At 59.4% G+C, this 22,764-nt stretch carries 23 protein-coding genes; 9 read left to right on the forward strand and 14 right to left on the reverse strand.

Annotation, left to right across the window (positions count from 1 at the left end; all coding sequences use genetic code 11):
* Nucleotides 1-211 precede the first annotated feature (211 nt).
* Nucleotides 212-1,102, forward strand: a complete 891-nt coding sequence (gene galU / locus NQJ30_RS14760; RefSeq protein WP_255770723.1) for a UTP--glucose-1-phosphate uridylyltransferase GalU — start codon at nt 212-214, stop codon at nt 1,100-1,102.
* Nucleotides 1,103-1,285: 183 nt separating this feature from the next.
* The gene (locus tag NQJ30_RS14765; RefSeq protein ID WP_255770724.1) at nt 1,286-1,921 is read left to right on the forward strand and encodes a hypothetical protein; all 636 of its coding nucleotides are present in this window, start codon (nt 1,286-1,288) and stop codon (nt 1,919-1,921) included.
* Here the strand turns inward: NQJ30_RS14765 and NQJ30_RS14770 are convergent.
* Nucleotides 1,918-2,142 carry a hypothetical protein gene (locus tag NQJ30_RS14770; RefSeq protein WP_255770726.1) on the reverse strand — a complete coding sequence of 75 codons (225 nt, stop codon included), beginning with the start codon at nt 2,140-2,142 and terminating at the stop codon, nt 1,918-1,920. The genes NQJ30_RS14765 and NQJ30_RS14770 overlap by 4 nt on opposite strands.
* A 268-nt stretch (nt 2,143-2,410) precedes the next feature.
* Between NQJ30_RS14770 and NQJ30_RS14775 the strand changes: the two genes are divergently transcribed.
* On the forward strand, nt 2,411-3,196 hold the full coding sequence (locus NQJ30_RS14775; RefSeq protein WP_255770727.1) for a DUF4839 domain-containing protein: 786 nt from the start codon (nt 2,411-2,413) through the stop codon (nt 3,194-3,196).
* Nucleotides 3,197-3,219: 23 nt separating this feature from the next.
* On the opposite strand, the gene NQJ30_RS14780 is transcribed toward NQJ30_RS14775, so the two are convergent.
* From NQJ30_RS14780 to NQJ30_RS14790, 3 genes are read right to left on the reverse strand one after another with little or no spacing between them, the layout of a single operon-like run.
* On the reverse strand, nt 3,220-3,924 hold the full coding sequence (locus tag NQJ30_RS14780) for a CDP-alcohol phosphatidyltransferase family protein (protein WP_255770728.1): 705 nt from the start codon (nt 3,922-3,924) through the stop codon (nt 3,220-3,222).
* A gap of 23 nt (nt 3,925-3,947) precedes the next feature.
* Entirely contained in the window at nt 3,948-4,355 is a 408-nt protein-coding gene (locus tag NQJ30_RS14785) for a hypothetical protein (RefSeq protein ID WP_255770729.1), read from the reverse strand.
* Nucleotides 4,352-4,744 (reverse strand): cupredoxin domain-containing protein, encoded by a 393-nt coding sequence (locus NQJ30_RS14790; protein ID WP_255770730.1) that lies wholly within the window; start codon nt 4,742-4,744, stop codon nt 4,352-4,354. Before NQJ30_RS14790 ends, NQJ30_RS14785 begins: the two co-directional genes overlap by 4 nt.
* A 370-nt stretch (nt 4,745-5,114) precedes the next feature.
* Between NQJ30_RS14790 and NQJ30_RS14795 the strand changes: the two genes are divergently transcribed.
* The 6 genes from NQJ30_RS14795 (at nt 5,115) to galU (NQJ30_RS14820) (ending at nt 10,761) form a co-directional block, all read left to right on the forward strand.
* Nucleotides 5,115-5,711 (forward strand): hypothetical protein, encoded by a 597-nt coding sequence (locus NQJ30_RS14795; RefSeq protein ID WP_255770731.1) that lies wholly within the window; start codon nt 5,115-5,117, stop codon nt 5,709-5,711.
* The gene (locus NQJ30_RS14800) at nt 5,708-5,998 is read left to right on the forward strand and encodes a PqqD family protein (protein ID WP_255770732.1); all 291 of its coding nucleotides are present in this window, start codon (nt 5,708-5,710) and stop codon (nt 5,996-5,998) included. The genes NQJ30_RS14795 and NQJ30_RS14800 overlap by 4 nt, the downstream gene beginning before the upstream one ends.
* Before the next feature lie 32 nt (nt 5,999-6,030).
* Nucleotides 6,031-7,233 carry a PqqD family protein gene (locus NQJ30_RS14805; protein WP_255770733.1) on the forward strand — a complete coding sequence of 401 codons (1,203 nt, stop codon included), beginning with the start codon at nt 6,031-6,033 and terminating at the stop codon, nt 7,231-7,233.
* 30 nt (nt 7,234-7,263) lie between these two features.
* Nucleotides 7,264-8,868 (forward strand): polysaccharide biosynthesis tyrosine autokinase, encoded by a 1,605-nt coding sequence (locus NQJ30_RS14810; RefSeq protein WP_255770734.1) that lies wholly within the window; start codon nt 7,264-7,266, stop codon nt 8,866-8,868.
* 9 nt (nt 8,869-8,877) lie between these two features.
* Nucleotides 8,878-9,789 (forward strand): nucleotidyltransferase family protein, encoded by a 912-nt coding sequence (locus tag NQJ30_RS14815; RefSeq protein ID WP_255770735.1) that lies wholly within the window; start codon nt 8,878-8,880, stop codon nt 9,787-9,789.
* A gap of 81 nt (nt 9,790-9,870) precedes the next feature.
* Nucleotides 9,871-10,761 carry a UTP--glucose-1-phosphate uridylyltransferase GalU gene (gene galU / locus NQJ30_RS14820; RefSeq protein WP_255770736.1) on the forward strand — a complete coding sequence of 297 codons (891 nt, stop codon included), beginning with the start codon at nt 9,871-9,873 and terminating at the stop codon, nt 10,759-10,761.
* Between the two features lie 25 nt (nt 10,762-10,786).
* On the opposite strand, the gene NQJ30_RS14825 is transcribed toward galU (NQJ30_RS14820), so the two are convergent.
* The 10 genes from NQJ30_RS14825 to NQJ30_RS14870 all read right to left on the reverse strand — a co-directional run bounded on the left by NQJ30_RS14825 (nt 10,787) and on the right by NQJ30_RS14870 (nt 21,940).
* Nucleotides 10,787-11,233 carry a VanZ family protein gene (locus tag NQJ30_RS14825; RefSeq protein ID WP_255770737.1) on the reverse strand — a complete coding sequence of 149 codons (447 nt, stop codon included), beginning with the start codon at nt 11,231-11,233 and terminating at the stop codon, nt 10,787-10,789.
* Nucleotides 11,234-11,339: 106 nt separating this feature from the next.
* Nucleotides 11,340-11,945, reverse strand: coding sequence for an LPXTG cell wall anchor domain-containing protein (locus tag NQJ30_RS14830; RefSeq protein WP_255770738.1), 606 nt, complete (start codon nt 11,943-11,945; stop codon nt 11,340-11,342).
* A gap of 180 nt (nt 11,946-12,125) precedes the next feature.
* Nucleotides 12,126-13,886 carry a DUF4012 domain-containing protein gene (locus NQJ30_RS14835; RefSeq protein ID WP_308215246.1) on the reverse strand — a complete coding sequence of 587 codons (1,761 nt, stop codon included), beginning with the start codon at nt 13,884-13,886 and terminating at the stop codon, nt 12,126-12,128.
* Between the two features lie 113 nt (nt 13,887-13,999).
* Entirely contained in the window at nt 14,000-15,313 is a 1,314-nt protein-coding gene (locus NQJ30_RS14840) for a UDP-glucose dehydrogenase family protein (RefSeq protein WP_255770740.1), read from the reverse strand.
* A gap of 47 nt (nt 15,314-15,360) precedes the next feature.
* On the reverse strand, nt 15,361-16,800 hold the full coding sequence (locus NQJ30_RS14845; protein ID WP_255770741.1) for a sugar transferase: 1,440 nt from the start codon (nt 16,798-16,800) through the stop codon (nt 15,361-15,363).
* A 206-nt stretch (nt 16,801-17,006) separates the two neighbouring features.
* The gene (locus tag NQJ30_RS14850) at nt 17,007-17,465 is read right to left on the reverse strand and encodes a serine O-acetyltransferase (RefSeq protein WP_255770742.1); all 459 of its coding nucleotides are present in this window, start codon (nt 17,463-17,465) and stop codon (nt 17,007-17,009) included.
* Entirely contained in the window at nt 17,462-18,409 is a 948-nt protein-coding gene (locus NQJ30_RS14855) for a glycosyltransferase (protein ID WP_255770743.1), read from the reverse strand. The genes NQJ30_RS14850 and NQJ30_RS14855 overlap by 4 nt, the downstream gene beginning before the upstream one ends.
* Nucleotides 18,393-19,712, reverse strand: coding sequence for an oligosaccharide flippase family protein (locus NQJ30_RS14860; RefSeq protein WP_255770744.1), 1,320 nt, complete (start codon nt 19,710-19,712; stop codon nt 18,393-18,395). Before NQJ30_RS14860 ends, NQJ30_RS14855 begins: the two co-directional genes overlap by 17 nt.
* Before the next feature lie 48 nt (nt 19,713-19,760).
* Complete coding sequence (locus NQJ30_RS14865) at nt 19,761-20,807, reverse strand: glycosyltransferase family 4 protein (RefSeq protein WP_255770745.1); 1,047 nt, start codon at nt 20,805-20,807, stop codon at nt 19,761-19,763.
* A complete protein-coding gene (locus NQJ30_RS14870; RefSeq protein WP_255770746.1) occupies nt 20,804-21,940 on the reverse strand; it encodes a glycosyltransferase in 1,137 nt (378 codons plus the stop codon). The genes NQJ30_RS14865 and NQJ30_RS14870 overlap by 4 nt, the downstream gene beginning before the upstream one ends.
* Nucleotides 21,941-22,764: the final 824 nt, after the last annotated feature.

A 22,764-nucleotide genomic window follows, 5' to 3' on the forward strand; every position in this document is an offset into this window, starting at 1 on the left:
ATGATGTATTCAGGCGAGGGTGTACTCATGGCCGGGACACCGATCCCCCACGATCCCGGCACAGGTGGCGAGCTCCTGCGGTGTCCTGACGCGCCCTTCTGCTGTGGAGTCCAAGCGAGAGAGCCCGCCGAATCCACCGGAACCGCCGAAAGTCCGCAGGACTTGGCGGGTCTGATTGCCTGAGTTCTCCACGGATTTTAGGGTTCAACCTATGACAAAGCGGAAAGCCGTAACCAAAGCCGTCATTCCTGCTGCCGGTCTGGGGACGCGCTTCCTCCCCGCCACCAAGGCCATGCCGAAGGAAATGTTGCCGGTGGTGGACCGCCCTGCAATCCAGTACGTGGTGGAGGAAGCGGTGAGGTCAGGCCTGACCGACCTGCTGATGATCACGGGGCGCAACAAGCGGGCCTTGGAAGACCACTTTGACCGCGAACCGGGCTTGGAACGCGCGCTGCAGCTCAAGGGCGATACGGCCCGGCTTGCAGAGGTGGAGTACGCCTCGCAGCTGGGCCCCATCCACTACGTCCGCCAGGGCGAGGCCAAGGGTTTGGGTCATGCTGTGCTGTGTGCAAAAAGGCATGTGGGTGATGAGCCCTTCGCCGTGCTGCTGGGCGATGACCTCATTGATGAAGCCGACACACTGCTCGCAACCATGATGGAAGTGCAGCAGGAGACCGGGGGCTCGGTCATCGCGCTGATGGAGGTGGAGCCTGCAGCAATCAGTGCCTATGGCTGCGGTGATATCACGGCCATTGAGGGCAAGGACTTCGTGCGCGTCAACAGCCTGGTGGAGAAGCCAGCTGCCAGTGTGGCGCCGTCCAACCTGGCCGTGATCGGCCGTTACGTGCTGCACCCGGCAGTGTTCGGCGTCCTGGAAAACACCGCCCCGGGCCGCGGCAACGAGATCCAGCTGACGGACGCACTTCAGACCCTGGCCGGCGGTGAGGGCGAAGGCTCCGGCGTCTACGGCGTCGTCTTCAAGGGCCGCCGGTACGACACCGGTGACAGGCTCAGCTACCTGAAAGCCGTGATCACCCTCGCGTCCGAGCGTGTGGAGTTCGGTGAGGATCTCAAGACCTGGCTGAAGGGCTTCGTCAACTGATCCCTCGGTTTTCGTGGGCCTTGCACCGGCAGCCGGGTCACCCACTCAATCACCCCATGTGGTGACGCCCGATCACCCTGCCCGGCCGTAGCTTCGAAGTGTCCCCGGCACCCTTCCAGGGTCGCGGCGATTGGGCCACAGCCGTCGCCGCTTCGTGCATAGCCTCACAGTCAAGAGCCTCTGATGTCCTCAAGAATTCAGGTTGATCTGCCTGCCGCCTTCGTTAAGATCTTCGCCCTCGCGGGATTCCTCTCGGCAGCCATACTGCTGGTGAACGCCGCCAAACGGGCAGGAATCATACCCACATCACCTTTCACCCAGCTGGCTGCACCCGTAGCCCAGCTCGCCGCCATCGGGCTGGTGCTCGGGATCTATGTGCTGGTCTCGCGCCGCGCCGGCGCACTGGCGGCCGCAGGTGCCGTGATCTCGGTCGTGGCGCTCGCGGGCCTGGTCGGGGTTGAGTTTGTGCTCAACCTGGTATTTCCCTATGTTGATCCCGGTGTTAACGCTGCCCTGCGCGCCGGCCCGCTGGGGATCGCCCTGACCGCCGTCTCCATGCTGTTCCTGCTCGGGACGGTGGTCCTTATGCTGGCGCTCTGGCGCGGCTCAAGCGTGCCGAAGGCCCTGGTGGTCCTCTACACCGCGAGTGTCATTCCCATAGCGCTCCGTACCGTCTTTCCGGAAATGGTGCTGCAGCTGGGTCTGGTGGGTCTGGCCGTGGCCATCACCGGGCTCGCCGTCTGGATGCTGAGGAGCGTTCCCGAAACCGCCGGCGGTACCGGGATCCAAGAGCCGGCAGCGCAGGTGACCCGGAGCTAGATGCGCGGGCCCTGCAGGAGGGGCCCCGCAACGCGGACGATCTCCAGCGCTTCCGGATCCAGCAGCTTCCGGACGCCGGTATCCGCGTCCAGGATCCAGATCAGTTCCAGTGAACGCACGACGTCGGTCACGCGCCCCTGGTGGAAGAGCTTGCCGTTGTGCCACGCCTGGATGTAGTCGTCCACCTGGATCGGTGCGGTTTCTGCCTGCTGCGTTGTCATGGTTTGTCCCCTGTTAGTTGTCCCCTTGGGCCCCAGCATGCCGTGGCCAGGTTGCCGGGGCGTTTCCGGCCGGTGATTTTTCTGTGACGGGGGTGGGGGGAATGGCTCCAACCTGCGCCGGCGTAACCTCACGACCAGGGGAAATTGGTAGGGCCAAATCCGGGTATATTCGATGGGCCCCGTGGTCGAAGGCGGCGGCGGGGTCGGGTCGTCACTAGGAGTGGCAGACTCCAAAATCAATGGGTCCTATAAGGAGTGGGGGAGCCTCATGGCTGGCGAAGACGCAAGCTACGAGATCAAATCCGTGCAGACGGTGCGCGGAATGGAAGCCAGGACGATGGCGAAGTGGGAGAAGGAAGGCTGGGAATTCGTCACCCAAAGTCAAGAGCCGCTGTTGCGGACGAAATTGACCTTCCGCCGCCTGAAGCCGAAGCGGCCCCGGTACCTCTTGCCGGCGGCGGCAGGGGCACTCGTGCTTATCGGCATTATCGTGGCCGTCGGTGCCGCCCGGGAAAGGGATGACACCCCGGCGGCGAACACGTCCCCGACAAACGCCCCGGTGGTGCAGAGCGAACAGCCCTCAAATGGGCCGTCTGACACGCCAAGCCAGAAAGCGCAGCCCAGCGAACCGGCCAAGGCCACACCGGTGGCGTCAGCAGCTGAGCAGACACTGACTGTGCAGAACAATTCGGAACTTGCAGCTCTGCTTGCCGGGTCAGATTCGGACTACGACAGTATCGAAGGCTTTGCAACTAAATACAAAGATCGAACCATTGAGTTCGATGGAAATATCTCCTACATGAACAACCATGGTGACTACAAGACAAGGTACGACATCTTGATTGGCGCTGGGAACTACAGCGCAACCTCAGCGATAGGACCTAACTTCCAGTTCAGGGACGTAAACATAGTTACCGATCTGCACCTGACGGGTTCGAACATTCCCGATGGCGTTGGCAAAGGAGATAACCTTCACATCATTGCTCGCGTTGAAGGTTTCAACCGCGTTCAAGGCCTTTTCTTTCTGAAGCCGGTTTCGACCACAGTACGGTGAGTATGTCGGCCTGATTCTTGCCACTAGACGGACACCGGGACGCGGCGGAGCCGTTCCAGCGCAACTACGTCGCGGGCAAAGGAGTACACGAGCAGCGGAAAGGCCAATCCGCACGCCGCGATGCCAACCGCCGTCGGGATGCCCGGCGTCAAGGCAAGGAGCAGCGCAAAGGGCTGCAGGGCGCCGATTACTTTGCTGCCGGCGCGGGGCGGGAGCGGGCCGCGGAGGTGGGGCCAGAGGCGGCCGGCGGCCACAAAGAGGTAGTAGAGCGCCCCGATGCAGAGGGTCCACGCGCCCACCGTTACCGCGGTCGCGGCGGAGAGTACCAGCACCAGGGCTGCGTCCGTCGACGTATCCAGGCGTGCGCCATCCGCCGATGCTGTGCCGGTGCGCCGGGCCACCGGCCCGTCCAGGGCGTCCATGAGGAAGGCAACGCCACCAATAATGACCAGGAGTGCGCCGGGCCGGTCTCCTGTCAGCAGCACCGGAACAGCCAGCACGGCGCACAGGGCCACGAGGACGGCCCGGAGCAGAGTGACCCGGTCTGCCGGCGTCGAGAAGCACGGGGTGCGGCGAAGGATGGCCGCGGCGGCGTTCCCGATCACCAGGGCGCCGGCGCCCAGCGCCAGAGATTGAAGTCCCAGGTCCGGCCAGGTCACGCCTGACAGCCAGGCACCCGCTGCGCCGTACACGGCAACTGCAGTCAGCGCGTCGGACGAGGCACGCAACGCGGACCCGCTCTCTAGAGTATTCAGGGCGCCCTCACCGTCCGTGGTGTGGGAGCGGACCGGGCCAGGCCCATGGCGGCTAAGACGGTTGCCGCGCCCTCCGCGACGGCGCTGAGTGACTTCTCGAAAAACCATACGGGATCATACATCGCCGGGAACGGCCCGAACGCGGGAACATCCACATAGCGGTACAGCACCACGGCAACGAAACCGCTGAAAGCCACGGCCAGGGCAACGGCGTAGGCGGCCCTGCTGCCCCGGATCAGGACGTACAGCCCGGACAGGAGCGCTGCGGTGCCCTCGAGCAGGAACAGGTTGCCTTGCCCGATCCCGCCGGCGGTGGCGGCCTGGTAGCCCGGGGCGAGGTGGAAATGAACACCGGCATCAATGAACAGGCCGAGGGCTGTCAGGACCCGCAGGGCCATGCTCATTTGACCGTCAGCGTCCCGTGCATGTTGGGGTGGTAGGTGCAGTGGAAGGGGTAGGTGCCCGGGGTTGAGGGGGCCGTGAACGTGGCCGTTCCGCCGCTTCCTGCGACCCTCGCGTCAAAGGCCTGGCCCTGGTCCGCCGTGACGGTGTGGGCCGCGGAGTCCATGTTGGTGACTGTTACCGCGGTCCCTGGTGCCACCGTGATGGACGCGCTGTAGCCGAAGTCCTTGATGGTGATGGTGGCGGCCGACGTCGTGGCACCGGCCGCTCCTGATGCGGACGCGGGCGCCGGGGAGCTGGTGGTGCCGGAACTGCCGCCGCCGGTGGCGCAGCCGCCTAGGAGGAGCGCTGCCATCAGCAGTGCTGCGGACCGGGACTGAATCGCCTTCATGGTGCACCGTCCTCGACGCCGGAAGCCGGCCTGAGTGGGCCTGCCTGTCTCTACATTGTGCTCCCACCGGGCCAACTTGGCTCCTGTGGGTAAACAGTACGACGGCGGTGGCCCGCTTCCGGTTCAAAAGGCTGCCGGGGTGCCACGTGGGGCAGTCCTCGGTGCTCAGGTTTGCAGCGGGGCAGCCTGCGTCGGTGCATCGCCGCAGGTCAAAAGCGTCTTGAAGAAAAAGAGAGCATAACTTGACGGAATCTTGCAAACCGGTTGACGTAACCTTGGGCCGCGTTGGGAAGAGTGGGTTCGTCGCGACAACGCGCCGAACACTTGGCGGCCCTGGGGGCCGCAGTTGAAAACTTCTTAGGGGCGCAATTTGTCTGAGATTCTGAATGCAGAAGTCGCAAACGTCGAAGAGGGCGAGGTCAGCCGCCGCGGGGTGTTTAACGGTGTGGCATGGACGGTACCGGTCATTGTGGCTGCAGTCGGGGCCCCGCCCGCGTCGGCGTCACCGGGGCCGACGACGCCGCCAACGCCTCCGGCAGCATCCGGGTCAATTTCAGAAGGGACCCAACTTGTTACTTCCAGTGTGAGCAGCGCACACGATCGACCAGGCGTGACGGTGCCGGCCACGGTGAGTTTGAAAGACCTCGTCGGCGTAACTGGCAATGTCGAGGTTCAACTCACCATTACGCCGAAGGCGCTGGCTATAGGCACCATCGCTCTTTCCACGGTCCACGTGGGGTCAACGTCTCTGTCCATTAGCAAGTCCGGCAACACCTTCACGTTTTCGTCCACGTTGCCGGCCGGTGCAACAGTGCTCACCTTCAACCTGAGCGGCTTTATTTACAGCGCCAAGAAGCAGGATTCAGGCACGTTCGATGTGACTTCGCTGATTACGTTTCAACAGGGTACGGCGACCAAACAGCTGAAGCCGGTGGGCCCTTCTATTACGCTGCCGCAACTGAAGTGACCACTAACGTTGCCTGGCGCCGCAGTGCCGACGTCGCCCAAGTCCGCACCCACTCATCAAACCGCGTTGCCCTGCTGCACCTCGACGCAAACCAGCCGGTGGTCCTCGAAGGTACGGCAGCGACCATATGGGACTTGATCGACGGCCGGCGCGACCAGTCGGACGTCATCGCTGAGCTGGAAGTGACTTTCGAGGACGCAACCGGCCAAATTCATGCCCAGGTTGAAGCCTTCCTGGCCAGCCTTGCAGCCCAGCAGCTGATTGAACCTGCCAGCGCCGCCAGCTAATAACAACATCAGCTTCAGATTCGGGGGGAATCATGAGCGATAGCAACGTACAAGTGGCCTGGGTGCCACTGCAGTTTGAGGAAATACCGGTCGGACGGGACCCGCTGTGCCTGAACGTCTTGGGCGTTGAGTTCACTGTCCGCTGGGGCCGGGGGGTGACTGCGGAGCAGCGGGAGAGAATGCGCTCAGCGTGGGCGCGGTGTGCCAGTGACAGGGCACCGCACCCTCCATCACTGCCGAGGGAACCCAATGGCTCGCAGCCATTCTCAGCGTCCGTCACCTTTGACTCCGGAAGGAACGACGTCGGCACGTTTGCCTTGCAGGCCGCTTCCTTTGATGAGCTGGCTGAGGACCTCACCTCTCGCCTCACCATCGCCGCGATTCTGGCCAATGCGGGCGAGCTCACCATGCTGCACGCGTGCGGTGTGGCTGATCCGTCCACCGGAGCCGTGGTGGGGCTTGTCGCCAGGTCGGGGACCGGCAAGACCACCGCGGCCTCCGTGATGGCGGGAAACTACGGTTACGTGACGGACGAGACCGTCGCCATCAGGCCCGACGGCTCCGTCGTTCCGTACCCCAAGCCCCTCTCAGTGAAGCAGGAGAACGTCGTTCCGAAGCTCCAATTGGGTCCGGACGAACTCGGACTCCAGCCGGCGCCCGCCAACCCATTCATCCAGTCCATCGTGCTGCTCGACCGGGTTGAAGGTACGCACCCGGTCCTCCCGACTCTGAACAAGGTGCCACTTGCCGACGCCCTGCTCGCACTGATCCCGGATTCCTCCTCGCAAGGGGAAATCGACCAGCCGCTGCAGTCCTTGTGCCGCTTGATCGACAGCGTTGGGGGAGTCTGGCAGGCGACGTATTCGGAAGCCGCCGATCTGCCCGAAGTCATAGCGCCGTTGTTCAAACAGCAGCTCCCCACGCAGCCCGAGTGGACTGCGCCTGGACTCGAAATCGAAGCCGGTCACATCCCGGCCAGCTACATCCGCCGGGCGACGGCCAAGGACGCCGTGACCATCGGCGACGACCTGCTGGTCATGTTGGACAACGAGATCCTACGGCTGAGCGGTACCGGGCCGGCCATCTGGGAAGCCACCGCCGGCCCCATAACGGTGGACCAGATCGCCGAAGAAGTCGGCAAGGTGCACGGCCGCCCGGAAGGCTACCGGGACGCCGTCTCCGAAGCAGTCAATCAACTCATTGCGAAATCAGTCTTGGAACTCGGCAGCAACTAACAAACACGAACTTGAACGATAGGGACCACCATGAGCGTCACAACAGCCACCCCGGGGGAGGCGCAGGCAGGCCTGGACCTGAACGACTACCTGCGCGTGGTCCGCACGTACTGGAAGGCGATCATCGCGTTCACCCTGCTAGCCACGCTCGCAGCGTTCGGCTGGACGGTCCTGCAGCCCAAGATCTACTCCTCCGATTCCAGCGGAATTGTGGTGACGCCCGGCTCGGACAACGTCAGCCTCTCCCTTGCCGGCGACAGCCTGGCCAAGGCGAAGGTCAAGAACTACGAGTCCGTGGCGAAGTCGCGGCTCGTCGCGGACCGCGTCATCGCAGACCTGCAACTCAAGACGACCGCAGACGCCCTCCTCGGCTCCATCAGTGTGAAAGTCCCCCTGGACACCGCGGAGATCAGGGTGACCGCCCAGTCGGCTGACCCGGCCACCGCCCAGCGTGTGGCCGATGCGTGGGTCAACGGCCTCGCCGCCCAGGTGGAAGCCATCGAAACGGCACCTCCCGCCGCGACTGTTGTGGAGTCAGGTACCTCAGCAACGCCCGACGCCGGAGCATCAGGTGCCGCCCCTGCGTCGGCCGTTCGGGTGCTTCCGTTGGGCAAAGCGGTGCTGCCGTCCAGTCCTGTGTCGCCCAACGTGAAGCTCTCGCTCGCGCTTGGCGCGCTGGTCGGCCTCGCCCTCGGCACGGCCTACGCGCTGGTCCGCCGGCACTTGGACCACCGGATCCGCGGCGCCGTGGAGATCGAGCAGCTCTTCGGGGTTCCCGTCATCGGAACCCTCCCCGTGGACCACCGCCTGGATGAAAGAAGCACCGTCCTGGACGCCGGGACCGCCACTCACGTCCACGACGCCGGCGGGGCAATGGCCGAGGCCCTCCGCGAACTGCGCACCAACCTCAGCTTCCTGGACGTGGACCAGCCGCCGCGCATCATTGTGGTCACCAGCTCCGTGCAGTCAGAGGGAAAGTCCACGGTGACGGCCAACCTCGCGGTCACCATGGCGGCCGCCGGCGAGAACGTAGTAGTGGTCGACGGCGACCTCCGCCGCCCCACGCTGGTGGACGTCTTCAACCTGGTTCCGGGAGCCGGGGTCACCGACGTTCTGACCGGCACCGCAACGCTGGACGATGTCCTCCAGCCGTGGGGTGCCCTGCCGAACCTCTCGGTCCTGGGGTCGGGCCGCATCCCGCCGAACCCCAGTGAGCTGCTGGGGTCCCGTGCCATGAAGAACATGCTGAACACGCTCGCCGAGAATGCTGTAGTCCTCATTGACGCTCCGCCGCTGCTCCCGGTGACGGATGCCGCCGTCCTTTCCCGCGCGGCTGACGGCGCTATCGTGGTGATCCGGACGGGCAGGACCACGCAGGAGCAGCTGGCAGGATCGCTGGGGAACCTGGACAAGGTCAAGGGCCGGATCCTGGGTGCGGTCCTCAACTACGTGCCCACCCGGGGAAATGGCTCTTACTCCTATTACGGGACGTACAAGTCGGCGCCCGCCCCCGCGGCGATCGAGTCGCTTGCCTCGGACTCTGCCACGCGTTGGACGACTGTTGGCCCCCAGCGGCACGGCGTGGAGGAAAGCCTCCACGAATCGGTGTCGTCCGGCCGCCGGGCCCGGGTCTAGGTCCTCCGTATGGAAGACGAAGGTACGGATACGCAGCTCAACATTCCTGAGGCCGTCCTGTTGGGCCATGCCATGGTGCAACGGGTGGCGAACGGCTTGGGCATCCGGGCATTTTTCATCAAGGGGCCAGCGAGTGTGGTCCAAGGGCTACGAATGCCCAAGACATCCGGTGATGTGGACGTCTTTGTGCACCCGGCCGATCTCGAATCGATGGTTGGTGGGTTGCAGGAACGAGGCTGGCGTGAGCGCCCGGTGGATCTGGACAGCCTGACCTTTCCGAAGCACTCGGTGACTGTCCATCACCCAGAGTGGCCCTGTTGCATCGATGTCCACTACCGGTTTCCCGGCATGGAGAATGCCCCTGAGGATTCCTATGAGGTGATGTGGGCGAACACCGAGGTCCTCGGACTGGCCGGGCAGGGGGTAAGGGTGCCGGCCAAGGAGCTGGGGATCCTCCTTCTTGCCCTCCATGCACTGCGCTCGCCACACCTGCTGGCCTGCAATGCGGAACTTAGGTTTCTGGCGGAGCTCACTGAACGTGAGGCGCACGCTCCCGCCATCCTGGACCTTGCCCAGGCCACAGGCTCTCTGGCCGCCGTGCGTCCCTTCCTCGGGGATCTGCTTGCTCCGAACGTGGCCGTCGAGTGGCCGGAGGCGTCCACTGAATGGCGGAACCGTGTCTTGGCCAAGGAGCCGGGCAGTGCCCGGCTGATCGCTATTGCCCAGGCTCCTTGGCAGGACAAGCCGGGGATGCTGTTCCGGGCGGTCTTCCCGGCACCGGAAGTGCATCTGTCCCGGGACATTTACGCTGACATGTCCCTACGAGGTCGTCTCAAGTCCCACCGCGCCAGGTGGTCCCGGTTCTTGCATTCGGCACCCCATATTGTGAGGGACCTTCGTCGACGCCGGCACGGTGGTTGAACCGGTCTGAATCCGTTGTGGAAACCCGTAAAGATCAGCCGTGATTGCCGCTATGGTCCATCGATTTTGTAAGGTTCACTCATGACAATGGGGAAATCAATTACAAAAGCCGTCATTCCTGCTGCCGGGCTGGGGACTCGATTCCTGCCCGCCACCAAGGCGATGCCGAAGGAAATGCTGCCCGTGGTGGACCGGCCGGCCATCCAGTACGTCGTAGAGGAAGCTGTCAAAGCCGGACTCGACGACATTCTGATGATCACCGGGCGCAGCAAGCGTGCCCTCGAGGACCATTTCGACCGCGCCCCCGGCTTGGAACGGACTCTTGAGCTGAAAGGCGACAGGCAGCGCCTTGCATCGGTCCAGGAGGCCTCGGATCTTGGCCCCATCCACTATGTCCGTCAGGGCGAGGCCAAAGGCCTGGGTCACGCGGTGCTGTGCGCGCAGCAGCACGTGGGCGACGAGCCTTTCGCAGTGTTGCTGGGTGATGACCTGATCGACGAGGTAGAGGATCTGCTCACCACCATGATGGAGGTGCAGCAGAAGACGGGCGGCTCTGTGATCGCCTTGATCGAGGTGGATCACTCGCAGATCAGCGCCTACGGTTGCGCGGACATCACAGCCATCGACGGCCAAGACTACGTCCGGGTCAACAGCTTGGTGGAGAAGCCGGCGGTTGGCGAGGCGCCGTCGAACTTGGCCGTCATCGGCAGGTATGTACTGCACCCGTCCGTCTTCGGTGTTCTGGAGAATACGGCACCGGGCCGCGGCGGAGAGATCCAACTGACCGATGCCCTCCAGACTCTGGCTGCTGGCGAGGGCGAAGGCTCCGGTGTCTACGGCGTGGTCTTCAAAGGCCGCCGTTATGACACGGGCGACAAGCTGAGCTATCTTAAGGCCGTCATCACACTGGCCTCCGAGCGTGTGGAGTTCGGCGAGGACCTGAAGACGTGGCTGAAGGGCTTCGTGGGCTGAGGTCCTCTACCACTCTCTAGTGCCCCTACAGGCCCGTCGCTGACAGGCTGCGGGCCTGTAGTCGTTTCAGGGTGGTTAGGGCCAGCAGGGCGCCAATGACAGCGCCTGCGGTATTTGTGACAATGTCCAGCGGGCTCGCGAACCGGTTGTGAAGAAACAGTTGCTGGCCGAGTTCGATTAGCCCGGATACCAGCAAACCGAGTGCCCCGATCTGCCACCACTGTTTCTCGGCAAATGCCAGTGAGGAGACTGCGCCCAGGGGGACGAAAAGCATCACGTTAGCGGACGCCTCCACGAACTGATAGTTGAACCATGACGGAATTCCGTGGTCATGGAGGAAATGCAGAATTCTAGCGAGATCGCCTTGGACAGGCTGGTCCACGGGGCTGGGCCAAAACGCAATGAACGCCAGAGGTACCAACATGGCGACGAGGATCTTGCGCCACAGCCCATAACTCTCAATGTATTTCAAGGAGCTCCAAGGTTCGGTGGTTGAGCCTGTCGGATTAAAGGCAAGAGGGTGGTTCTCCAGTTTCCGGAGAACCACCCTCTGGCTTTAGTACTTGCAGGTGCTGCAGTTACGCGGCAGCCTCATTCTTGGCGCGGCGGCGGACAACAACTACGGAAGCCGCGCCAGCGGCCAGTGCGCCTGCGCCCACGATCGTCCAGAGGATCAGGCCCGAGTCAGCGCCTGTGTTGGCGAGACCGCCGGTGTTGGCAAGCGGAGCGCCGCCGGTATTGGCCAGCCCAGCGCCATTGGCGTAGGCCGGGTCTACCACAACGGTGACAGGACCAACGGTGTTACCGCTGGTGTTGCCCGTGGCGGTGATCGAGTAGGTACCGGCTTCGGTGATGGTGATCGGCACCGAGAAGTTGCCCTGGGCGTCCGCCTGGGTGCTGAGCGTCTGCGGCTCGGTAACGACGTTGATCCTCGAGCTCACTGATCGGTTACCGACTGCGGCTCCTGTGGCGGCAGGCGGGTTGCCCGGGGTTACCCGAATGGTGAGGGTCTCACCAGCGAAGGGACCGCGGCCGCGGAACACGAACGATTCGCCCGGGCCAACAGTTCCGTCTGAAACGGCGGCCTGCGGCGGAATGGCCGGGTAGTTGGCGGCGATGGCCGGCGCGGTGCCCACCAGTGCCAGTGAGCCTGCGAGTGCGAGTGCTGCGAGTGCTTTTTTCATGGTTGTCCCCCCGGAGACGTTTAAGTTTGTGTATCCGATTTCTTGAGGAGGTTCCTCTCCGCACGAGACCTGTACGGAAATCCCGGATAAATATCCCAAAAAGACGTTACCACTACTGTCGAAAGGAGAGCAACGTCAATCAAGACGGTTTACATAGTGTTAACGCGCTGTCTATGACTGCTACCCACACGATTGGTTCTCTGTGGGCAGGATCACATCCTTGACATTCTGGACGGTAGGCGTGACAACTACGTTAGGTTCCGTGTGTTGAACGATCTTCCCAAAAGTGAAGTCAATTGACCTGCTCTCTCCCGGGGCGAGCAGAATTGCCACTACGCCGACAGGGCGGTTGCTATGCCGGTAAGGGGCGAAATCGGTTCTTTGTCCGTCCAGCTTGGCTGTCTCTACGTAGGCCTGGACAGGGCCATAGGCCACGATGTTGGTTTGCACTGATCCGGCGGGCACCCCGAATGCCCCACCGCCGGTGACATAATCCGGCAGGGACTTAGCTGCGTCAGCGGGTGCAGTGTTGGTGCTGGTTATACGGACGGTTGTCTGTTCATAACCGTTTTGGGCGCATTCCTTCACTAACTGCACTGTGCGTTTGACGTGGTAGTCCATTTTGGCCCCGGTGCCGTCGTTGAAGTAGACGCCAAATTGGGCAGGAGCAACGCTCGGTCCGGCAATCGAACCGCTCAGGGCATACTTGCCTATCACGGACTGTTCCGACGGCGCCCCAGACCAGACCAAGACCCGGCCTTCTTCCACACCTTTAGTGAGTCCCTTGATCAGGCCCTTGGCCTCGCCTTTTCCGCTGGATAGTGCCGCGAAGGTCTCCTGTGCCACGCCTGCAAAGTAGGCATCCTGGAGTTTGGGTTGCTGAATCTTGGCATAAACGTCGGACAGCAATGTCTTGACAACATTTTGACCATTCAGTTCGGTGGGAAGTCCGCGGCTGGCGAGTGCAATGAGCTCCGGGTGAGTGATCTTTACCGGCCCCGTGGCGTCCAGTACATAGCCAAGTGCAACAGGGTCAATAGAGATGACGCCGTCCACGTGCTGCCCCGTTTTGCGCTCCCACATGGCTTGCGCTGTGCCGGCCGCAGTGGGGAAGTCCGGAGTCAGGTTCACGTCCTGCATGTACTTGCCTAATCGGCTGGAGTAGATTTGCTGCTGCTCAGGCTCCACAGGCAAGGTGGGAGACATGATGCCGACGTCGGTGGCGCTGCTCTGGGAGCCCAGCGTCAGACTGCCTTTATCAAGGGTAAGAACTGCCAGCGCACCAGGTATGCCGCCTGAAGCCCGAGTCTCGGCATTGTTTTGGATCATTAGGAGGTAGTTACGTGGTGTTTGTGCGCCGAGCATTCCCGGCGCAAGATTTGCAGCGTCGGCGGCTGCGTCGAGAGTGCCGGTGAGGTCTTGCAACTGGTCCCGGGCGCTAGTTAAGGGGTTGGCGACTTGGGAGAGCAGCTTCGTGGCGTCGACTTGACCCAGTCTGTCTGCTGAAAGCCGTACGGCATTCGCCGCACCGCTAATACTCGGTGAGGCTGCCTTGAGCGGTTCAAGATCCGTACCAGAGCTTCCCGGCAGAAGCGTTTCCCAATTGAGGGAGCCGTAAACTTTTGCTAGTGGTTCAAGGCCCAGAGCAGCCACGTCATCGGCAGAGCGGGCCACCTCGGCAACGGCACTGAAGTTAGAGCCAAGACCGGGCAGTCCCGCCGCCAGCGTCCAGAGCGGATCGTCCGCAGACTGCTTCGCGGTTGATGTGTGGGCGCGAATTTGACCAACCGTATTAGCAGCTCCTTCCGCGTTGTCGGAGGCGATCTCCTCCCTGAGGGTGGGGATCAGCCGCGTGGCCCCGGTCAGCTCAGTGTTAATCTCGGAAGCTTTGTTGCCAAGCCACGCTGCCCCGGCCGCTGCAAGAAGGACGACGCCGGCCAATGAAGCCCCGACGAAAAGGAACCGTCCACGATTACGCTTTCGTCCGGATCTCGACGGCCGTCGTGTTCGATTCGGCGCGTTCGTAACTGAAGAGCCCTGAGATTCAGCCATGGTCAGGGGCGCCCCAAGCCGCGGTATGTCCAGCCAGCAGCTCGCCATTTCGCAGCGTCTAGGACATTGCGGCCATCAAGAACGCGCGGTGAAGAGACAGACTCCACCAACGCATAGGGATCCAAAGCGCGGTACTCCTGCCACTCAGTGAGCAGCAACAAGGCATCCGCTTTCTCTACCGCCGCCGAAGTATCCGCTTCATAGTGGAGTTCGGGGAATCTGCGTGATGCGTTGGCCAGGGCTTTCGGATCCGTCACCGTTACGACCGCACCCTGCAACTGCAGTTGTGCCGCAATGCTAAGTGCGGGTGAATCACGAACATCATCACTTTCGGGCTTAAATGCCGCGCCCAGAACCGTCACGCGTTTTCCTAGCAGCGACCCATCGCACAGGTCGCGGGCAAGCTCGACCACGCGCGTTCGGCGGCGCATATTGATAGCGTCCACCTCACGGAGGAATGTCAGTGCCTGATCGGCACCAAGCTCACCGGCGCGGGCCATGAACGCCCGGATGTCCTTGGGCAGGCAACCGCCGCCAAACCCAATGCCCGCATTGAGGAACTTTCGACCGATTCGATCATCCATGCCTATGGCGTCAGCGAGTTGCGTAACGTCGGCTCCTGCCGCTTCGCAAACTTCCGCCATAGCGTTGATGAAGGAAATCTTCGTGGCCAAGAAAGAGTTTGCGGCAGTCTTCACCAGTTCCGCAGTCGGAAGATCTGTGACTAATCGAGGAGTTCCCGAATCAAGCGCCGTTGCGTATACTTCGTCGAGTTTACGAACCGCATCATCGTCTTCTGAGCCACTAGACACTCCATAAACAAATCGGTCAGGAGAAAGGGTATCCGATACTGCGAACCCTTCTCGCAAGAACTCTGGATTCCAAATGAGGTGCGATGTTGGCTGCTCGGCGCTAACCAGGGCTGCTAGTCGGGCGGCTGTGCCCACGGGAACAGTGGATTTTCCCACCACTACGTCATCAGCGGACAGATGAGGTAAGAGTGCTCCTAACGCTGCATCCACGTAGGTCAAGTCGGCCGCATTCTCACCCTTCTTCTGTGGGGTTCCAACGCAAATGAAATGGACTTCGCCTTCCGCTGCCGCGGACATGTCGGTTGTAAATGTCAGCCGACCAGCCTGCAGTTGTTCCCGCAGGAGATCCTCGAGACCCGGTTCGAAGAAAGGCGCCCGTCCGGATGACAGTTGCAAGATCTTTCGATCGTCAACGTCGATCCCGACAACCTCATGACCGAGCTTTGCCATGCAAGCTGCGTGAACAGCTCCGAGATAGCCACAACCAATCACAGAAATTAGCATTCTGTTTATTCCTTCCCCGAGGGCAGACTTCTAGCTTTAGATAGTTTTTAGTACGCTCCAGTGCTGTGAAAAACAGCACGAACGGTGCGGAGAATAATCACGAGGTCACCTGCCAGAGACCAATTCTCAACATAATAAAGGTCTAGGCGAACGGAATCTTGCCAAGATAAATTCGAACGTCCGCTGACTTGCCATAGCCCGGTTAGGCCGGGCTTCACCAATAGTCTCCTTCGTGCATCGTGCTCATAACCTGCGACTTCCCTTGGGAGCGGTGGCCGGGGGCCGACAAGACTCATGGAGCCGGCGAAAATATTGAAAAGCTGCGGGAGTTCGTCGAGGCTGTATTTGCGCAAGAGTCCTCCGATTCGAGTGACTCTCGGGTCATTCTTGATCTTGAAAAGGATTCCGTTTCCTTCGTCGCGATGCGCCAGGTCAGCAAGCTGCTTCTCAGCGTCCACCACCATAGAGCGGAACTTGAGCATTGCAAATACTGACCCTCCTTGGCCCACTCGTTCCTGCCTGAAGAGCACTGGCCCAGCGCTGTCAAACTTGACCAAGATGGCGAGAACAGCCATTAGGGGCAATGTAACGATGATGAGAATTGCAGAGACAATCACGTCGAAAAGACGCTTCGCAACGCGTTGTCCACCTTCCAGTGTTGGCGTGGTCACATGAATCAGCGGTAGCCCCGCAACTTGCTGTGTGTGTATTCGCGGCCCTGCGATGTCGGTGAGAGCTGGGGCCATAATCAGACCAACGTTTCGCGCGGCCAATTCCCACCCAAGGTGTCGGAGTGTCTGCGGATGAAGTTGTACACCGGCTGACACAGCAACTGCGTCTGCACGGCACTGATCGATGGCACGAAGTATTGATGAGGTATCTGGTTCATGGCCCAACACTGGCAATGACAGGCCTGTTTCAAGCCGTTGATCTGGGCTCGATCCAGGAATGTAAGCGGCGATGGGCTCATATCCAGCGTGCCGAGCACCTTTTAGCGAGGAGTTGAGGTGCGCAACGGCACTTGGCCCTCCCACAAGCAAGAGTCGATGCATGCTCGAGCCTTTGAGTCTGTGGACGCTTAAGTGCTGCCTGAGCAGCCACCGACCAAGAAGCAGCCCGACAAGCCCCACCGGTAGTGCGATCCCCACATAGCCTCTTGCTGTATCTATACGGAACACATAGGAGACGATGGCTACCAATCCAAAGAGCCAAAGCGACGCAGCTGCTACTCTCTTATATTCGTCCGGACCTGAGCCCAGGATCCGGCTTTGCCGGGTGTTCCAGGCCCCCAACATCAGCCACCAAGCAATAGCAAGCATCATAGAGAACCATAAGTAAGCAAGGTCTTGGCGTGAACTAACCACGTCAGGCTCGATGCCGAACCGGACAACATACGCCCCAGTCACGGCCCACATGACGATAAAGGCGTCAACAATTCGCAGGATTCGAGCCGTTTTGGCCCGCCAGTCCGGTATCGACCCCGACATACGCCCCCAAGTCCTCTTTGCTGGGCGGGAGATTCCCGCAGTGATGCCATGGCATGGTGCCCGGCACAGATGATTGTTCCACGCCGCGAGGACGTAGGCTTCCACTTGCCTTTTGCGTTCCTTGGCCACCACAGGTTAGCTGTTTTTGCAGTAGCTAGGGCGCGTGACGAGTTGTCATTCGGCGCAACTATGTGGGATTAGTCACGTTAGATCGGCGGCGTGAGGTGAGGGCTGGAGGCGTCCAAGTCGTTTACATTTCTAGCGGGGTTTCCAATCATTACGGCATCAGGCGGGACATCGCCCACAATTACAGCGCCTGCGCCAATTACCGCACGGTCGCCTATCCTAAAAGGCGCTCTGTTCTTCGGAATGATAACTGCATGAGCCGCAACAATGACATCATTTCCGATCTCCGACTGCCCCTTACCGCTTCCGGCGATTGTAACCGCATGTGCGATTTGTACATTATTTCCAATCTTAATTGCTGGATGAATGACCGTGCCAAGACCCCTGTGCCAAAGAACGACTCCGCCTATCAGTTCGCATTCATAAGGAAGAATGCAGCGAAAAACCAGATAGTTCAGCAGCTTCAGGACCTTTGCCTGCAGAATGTGACCTTTTCGGAATGCTCTGGAGGACATCAACCAAAGACGGGAAGGATTCATTTCTCTCCAATAAGAGCCATAGTTTCGTCTTGAACCTTTTGTTTTCGTACCGCATATATTCCGGCCGCGAGACCACGAATCGAAGCCAATGCCTTCCGCGCCCGTCCTTGTTTTTCACGCAAAGGTCGCAACAGAAGGCGGCCTGTTTCTTTGGCCCCCTTACCCATTAGCAGGCTCCATAGGCCTGAGTAGGGGGAGCTGACGATAAGTCGATTTTTTTGCATATAGAAATAATAGAGAGCGCTACGTCCTTCGTCCTCACCGGATCCACCCTCTTCGTGCCATATGAGAGAGTCCAGGTCGACTCCCATCGAGAGACCGAGGTTCCGTGCGCGAAGCGATAAATCTGCGTCTTCCCAGTAGAGGAATAGACTCTCGTTGAAGCCGTCCAATTTTTTCCATGCTTCGAAGCTAATCATCGGAGCAGCGCCCGTAATGAACGTCGAACTGATGATTCCGGCGACTGACGGCAGGGGCCCGCCATACCCCATGTGCCGAGTGGCGCCAGCAGCGAGGTCCATAACTCCCCCCGCAAACCATACGGAAGGTGCAGTTCTGGGGCCCGTCACGATTGCAGGCGAGACGACGTCCAGTTCGCCATTTACTACCCTATTGGCCAGAGAAGTGACGCAGCCTTTTGTAACCGTCGTATCCGGATTCAATATCCAAAGTAGGCCAGCGTAGTCGGGATTCACGTACGAGGACGCAAAATTAACACCCGCCCCGAAGCCCAGATTTACGTGGCTGCGAACAAGGCGAACTTTCGAAGCGTGCCCCCTAACTGCCTCTTGGAGCCTGAGCCACTCGTCTTCACCGGAACCATTTTCAACGATTATTATCTGTTCCACCGGTTCAGGGTCCAAACTTGCAAGACACGAGCTCACGTATGTCGAACTTTTGTAATTTACCATCAAAATAACTACCGATTTAAGAACTGTATTCATCGTCAACTTCCACTTCTCGCAGATTGTTCCGCCTGACACTCCGTAGTTTGTGAATTATCATTTGGAAGTCTGAAAATCGCACGGCATAGAATGGTAGTATTGGCATATTAAAATATCGATTCACACACGCTAGCGTGTATACGCTCGCAAAGATGTTCCCGACCAGCATGGCGTACGCAGCGCCGAGAGCTCCCCAAATCGGGACTAGAATCACGAGGCAAACGACATTTGCCAACGTGGCGATGAACAGGCCGATACTCCGCTTTCCGGGTAAACCTCTTGAAGAGAGCGTCGCCCCCGCAATGGAGCCAGGAACCCACAAGACGTAAGCCGCGACTAGGACACACGTCGGGAGGACTGATCCTGAGAACTCGTGGCCGAAGATTATGCCAACCCAGAGGTTCATTGTGGCGCATATGCCCAGGCCTATCAGTGCCGATGTAAGCATTGACAAGCGGGAAGAGAGAAACACGCGCTCGTCGTTGGAGTCGGCCGCATCAGCGGAGAACATCACGTCGCGCACGGCGTGATTCGTGATTAGTACTACCTCTGCAATGTTTACAGCCACGGCGTAGAGACCAAGAGCATAAGTCCCGCCCAAGGGCGTCATTAGAACTTGGTCTATTCTGGCCAACAATATGCCAGAAAGGGATCCGAGCCATATTCGGCTCCCATAACCTAGAAGCCGTTTAATAGGTAGCGGTTCATCTGTGGCTCGCGGGCTCGGTAGGCGTGTGTAAGCCAGCCCTCCTAATAGGGGACTTATGATAAGGGCGAGCATTCCGGTGAAGGGAGTCAAACTTCCAGACAGCCAAAGGATTAGTAGCGCGACAAGGCGTGTCGCCGCTGTAACGTATCTTTCAGCATTGACTCGGCCCCACAGGTGTTGGCCCTGGGCGGCGCCGCGAATGGCGCCGATTACTAACGTGGGAGTCGTCGCTAAGACTGCAACGAGCATGAGTTGGTGTAGGGCCGGGTTGCCGCTAGCCAAGAGCGGTGTAATGGCAAACGCCAGCGCCGTTGCCAAGACGCCACTAATGGTAAGTAACCAAGTTGTCTGTCTAACAATAAAACGTGACAAATTAGGATTTCGGGCGACAAAGAAGTTTGCCGCTTCCGGTAGCCCCACAGTCCCTATGGCAGTGAATAGCAGGAGTGGGGCGACTGCTGCCGTAAGTTCACCGCGCCCTTCGACTCCCAGCGAGTGAGCAAGTATAGGACCTGCGGCAAAAGCAGCAACTGGTAATGCTAAGTTGGATAACGCTACAGAAAAAATGTTTTTAGAAACACTAGAACGGCTCATAACCACCGACTAAATTGCGTTGCCGCGCGAAGGCAAATTTTGTCGTTGTCAATGCAACTCGCTAGCTTCAAGAATTTCCCGAATGCGTGCTGCCATTATTGCAGATGTGTGGCTCCGCTCAACATGGAGACGTGCACAACGACCCATTTCCGCAGACTGTTCAGGGTCGTCCAGCAACTGAAGAATGCGTTGAGTAAGCGCTTTCGAATCTCCGACCGGAACCAAAAGTCCTGTCTTTCCATCAACAACATAATCATTCATTCCAGGCGTTTTGGTTATGACGACTGGCCGTCCAGTCGCAGCTGCCTCCAAGGAAACTGTCATACCAGAAACATGAAGATTTGGCTTTGTGGCCAACGCGACGACGGCTGCTCGCGCATACATTTCCCGTAGTTCGGTGTGACTAAACCGCTTCACGACCGTCACTCCTTCCGGTGGCGTGAGGGAAGATGTAGTCTGAACAATTGCCCTTACATCCGACCTCGCCCGAATCACCGCAGACAATGCAGCGAATAGCGTTGCAGGATCTCGGTCCCGGTCACCGCCCACGCTGAAAATCAGACGCTCACTCGCCGCAGGCTTTTGAGAATAGAACTCAGCATCTATGCCGAACGGTAGGAACTGGGCGCGGCGGTTCTTTGACCGCACTCCTAGCCATTTGTCCACGACACTCAGTTGTGCATTAGACAAGCACCATAGGGCACTGGCATCCTTTAAAACACGACGCAAAAGCCGTAAACGCAGATAGGATGCCGGCTTATTAAGCTGGTCCGTTGCCCAAATGATGCCCGTCGCGACTGGCCCTCTGCCGCTTGCGAGAAAGACATCAAGGGCAGTGCGTTCGTCCCATGTAACCGGCAAAACGGGGTTTGTAATCGTCCTGTTTAAGATTGCCTCTTGAGATCTTCGTAGCAGTGCAGTCGTCGCCGTCGCTAGTGATCTCTGTCGGTCGATGTTTTGGAATCTTATAGCGCCGTTGTCTGCAATTCGGTTTAGCCCGTAGGGCCAGGAATCTGGTTTGGTGTTGTCGTTATATTCACCTTGCCAAGCACATACGTCGATCTGGCTCGGATAGTAAACGTCATAGGTTTTCAATTTGTGTTCCTGGATATGTCACTGGCTGGTTCAGAGATGTCCCCCAACCATTCGTCAGCGGCGCGCCGTCCGTCTACGGCCGGCAACGCCTGTTGAATTAGTTGGGCGGGACGTCGTGGCGCTATAGAACCCGTGAGCGCTGCGATGAGCATATCGTCTGAGAAGTCTTCCGGGAGTACGGCATGTCCTGAGCGCCTTAGTAGATCAGCAATTCCTGTTGCGTCGGTGCTTATTAGGTTGCAGCCATAACTCCATCCTTCAAGAAGGGGCAATCCTATTTGCTCACGCCAAATCAGTGACGTACTGGATAGGAGAACTAACGTCTCGGACGTCGCCAATGTCTCATGAATGACGGATCGACTGGGGTCGACGAGCAGGCTTACTTCCGGCTTCCCGGCAGCCCAGCCCGTGACTTTGTCTAGTTCCTCGCCAATCCCGATGACCCGTAAGGTCAGTCCATGTCCTTTGGGAAGTTTGTCCCAACCAGTCATGAGACGAGTGATGCCCTTACGGCTGGACAGATCGCCGAGGTAAAGAACTGATCCGGGCACCTTGTTGTGGCTGGAAACCTTCGCTGGCGCTGGCAAAGGGTCGATGCGTCGAACCTTCGACAGGATCTCGGGTCTTTGCCAGTATGAACCAAGGATGGATGCATATAGATCCATTGATCCTTGAGTTCCAAAAGCAACGCGATTAGTCGCGCTGAACGCCAGTCGACATGCAAGCGACGTTATGATCCGTGAAATATTCAAGGGCATATGCAGACGACGCGCTAGGTTCACGCTTGGGTCAAGATTTTCAATAGCGTAGAAAACAACCCGTAGTCTGCTTCGCATCAAAGGGTGAAGTAAGCGTAGCAAAAAAATCGGAATTAGGACTGGCCATGCTGGCAGCATCAGTGGCTCATTGACCTCCAGTATGCGAATGTTGTTATCATTCAAAAACCTGGGTAGTTGCCAGGGTGAGACTTTCCTCACCCGAACATTTGACTCGAGTAAATCTGGGTCCATATCATAATTTGTTCGCGAATACAGGATCCAATCAGAAGATTCCGCCGAGCGTTCTATATGTGCCGATCGAATTATCGAATAAAACTTTGCTCGTTTGATTTCATTCTCATCAACTGCCTGCATCAGTATCTGCCTCTCGTGCATCACAATTACTTAAATGTCGCTTCTTTTCAAAACTACTCCTTGCGGCAAACTACGAAAGCGCTTCGAGCAGTGCCAGATCTTTGTGGTGCCATGTAGCTTTCTCTTCCACTGATGTGTCCGAATTACACCCCTTCGACGTGCCACGAGAAGATGGGAGTGTTGAGTGGAAGATTATGCGCTGGCCTCGTCGAACCGGCCCTCGGATGGCGCATCGACCTCCCGAGAAGCTTGGGATGCTCTCAGCATGGACGTGGCCCCGCAGCACACTATAGCGAGATGCCGTTGATCACGCTTTCACCGACCTATGGTGAAAACGGCCTATATGGCGGGTCTCTACGAGCTGGCAGAGTATGGGTCTCTCGGAGTTGGCAGAGTCAAGGATGCTGTCAGGGGATTTGCGGATGCCTCAAGGGGCCGCTGGCCGTAGCGGAGGTAACGAACCTCTCGTCAAGCGTGACATTCGGTGATGTTTATTATTGGAAGCTACAGTTGTCGTAGTAGAACTGCTTTATCACCGGCGGTGGTCTCAGTCTCGGTGCAACTCGGTCTTGCCGTAGTGGGTGGCGGTCTGAGCTTTCGTTTGGAAGGACCTAGGGGGAGTCATCATGAGTCATCGAAGGCTGACGTTTGTCACCACGTACGACCCAACCCAGTCGGATCTCGGCGGAGCGTCTTGGGTCGATAGGGCCCTGATCGGGGCTCTCGATGACTCGTTTGACGTCAATGTGCACCCGATTTGCGGTGGAGGGCCCTCCAGCGTGCCTTTGGAGATCCGGACCTCCAAGTCACTTATGGCTCGCACT

It is taken from the genome of Pseudarthrobacter sulfonivorans (genome assembly GCF_024391045.1).
GTDB lineage: Bacteria > Actinomycetota > Actinomycetes > Actinomycetales > Micrococcaceae > Arthrobacter > Arthrobacter sulfonivorans_B.

Bases quoted from the DNA above. Each gene is read 5' to 3' on its own strand.
- NQJ30_RS14845 (WP_255770741.1), bottom strand. From the start codon at position 16,800: ATGTCGGGGTCGATACCGGACTGGCGGGCCAAAACGGCTCGAATCCTG.
- NQJ30_RS14855 (WP_255770743.1), bottom strand. From the start codon at position 18,409: ATGAATACAGTTCTTAAATCGGTAGTTATTTTGATGGTAAATTACAAA.
- NQJ30_RS14850 (WP_255770742.1), bottom strand. From the start codon at position 17,465: ATGAATCCTTCCCGTCTTTGGTTGATGTCCTCCAGAGCATTCCGAAAA.
- NQJ30_RS14840 (WP_255770740.1), bottom strand. From the start codon at position 15,313: ATGCTAATTTCTGTGATTGGTTGTGGCTATCTCGGAGCTGTTCACGCA.
- NQJ30_RS14765 (WP_255770724.1), top strand. From the start codon at position 1,286: ATGTCCTCAAGAATTCAGGTTGATCTGCCTGCCGCCTTCGTTAAGATC.
- galU (WP_255770723.1), top strand. From the start codon at position 212: ATGACAAAGCGGAAAGCCGTAACCAAAGCCGTCATTCCTGCTGCCGGT.
- NQJ30_RS14775 (WP_255770727.1), top strand. From the start codon at position 2,411: ATGGCTGGCGAAGACGCAAGCTACGAGATCAAATCCGTGCAGACGGTG.
- NQJ30_RS14790 (WP_255770730.1), bottom strand. From the start codon at position 4,744: ATGAAGGCGATTCAGTCCCGGTCCGCAGCACTGCTGATGGCAGCGCTC.
- NQJ30_RS14860 (WP_255770744.1), bottom strand. From the start codon at position 19,712: ATGAGCCGTTCTAGTGTTTCTAAAAACATTTTTTCTGTAGCGTTATCC.
- NQJ30_RS14870 (WP_255770746.1), bottom strand. From the start codon at position 21,940: ATGCAGGCAGTTGATGAGAATGAAATCAAACGAGCAAAGTTTTATTCG.
- galU (WP_255770736.1), top strand. From the start codon at position 9,871: ATGACAATGGGGAAATCAATTACAAAAGCCGTCATTCCTGCTGCCGGG.
- NQJ30_RS14770 (WP_255770726.1), bottom strand. From the start codon at position 2,142: ATGACAACGCAGCAGGCAGAAACCGCACCGATCCAGGTGGACGACTAC.
- NQJ30_RS14815 (WP_255770735.1), top strand. From the start codon at position 8,878: ATGGAAGACGAAGGTACGGATACGCAGCTCAACATTCCTGAGGCCGTC.
- NQJ30_RS14805 (WP_255770733.1), top strand. From the start codon at position 6,031: ATGAGCGATAGCAACGTACAAGTGGCCTGGGTGCCACTGCAGTTTGAG.
- NQJ30_RS14785 (WP_255770729.1), bottom strand. From the start codon at position 4,355: ATGAGCATGGCCCTGCGGGTCCTGACAGCCCTCGGCCTGTTCATTGAT.
- NQJ30_RS14830 (WP_255770738.1), bottom strand. From the start codon at position 11,945: ATGAAAAAAGCACTCGCAGCACTCGCACTCGCAGGCTCACTGGCACTG.
- NQJ30_RS14810 (WP_255770734.1), top strand. From the start codon at position 7,264: ATGAGCGTCACAACAGCCACCCCGGGGGAGGCGCAGGCAGGCCTGGAC.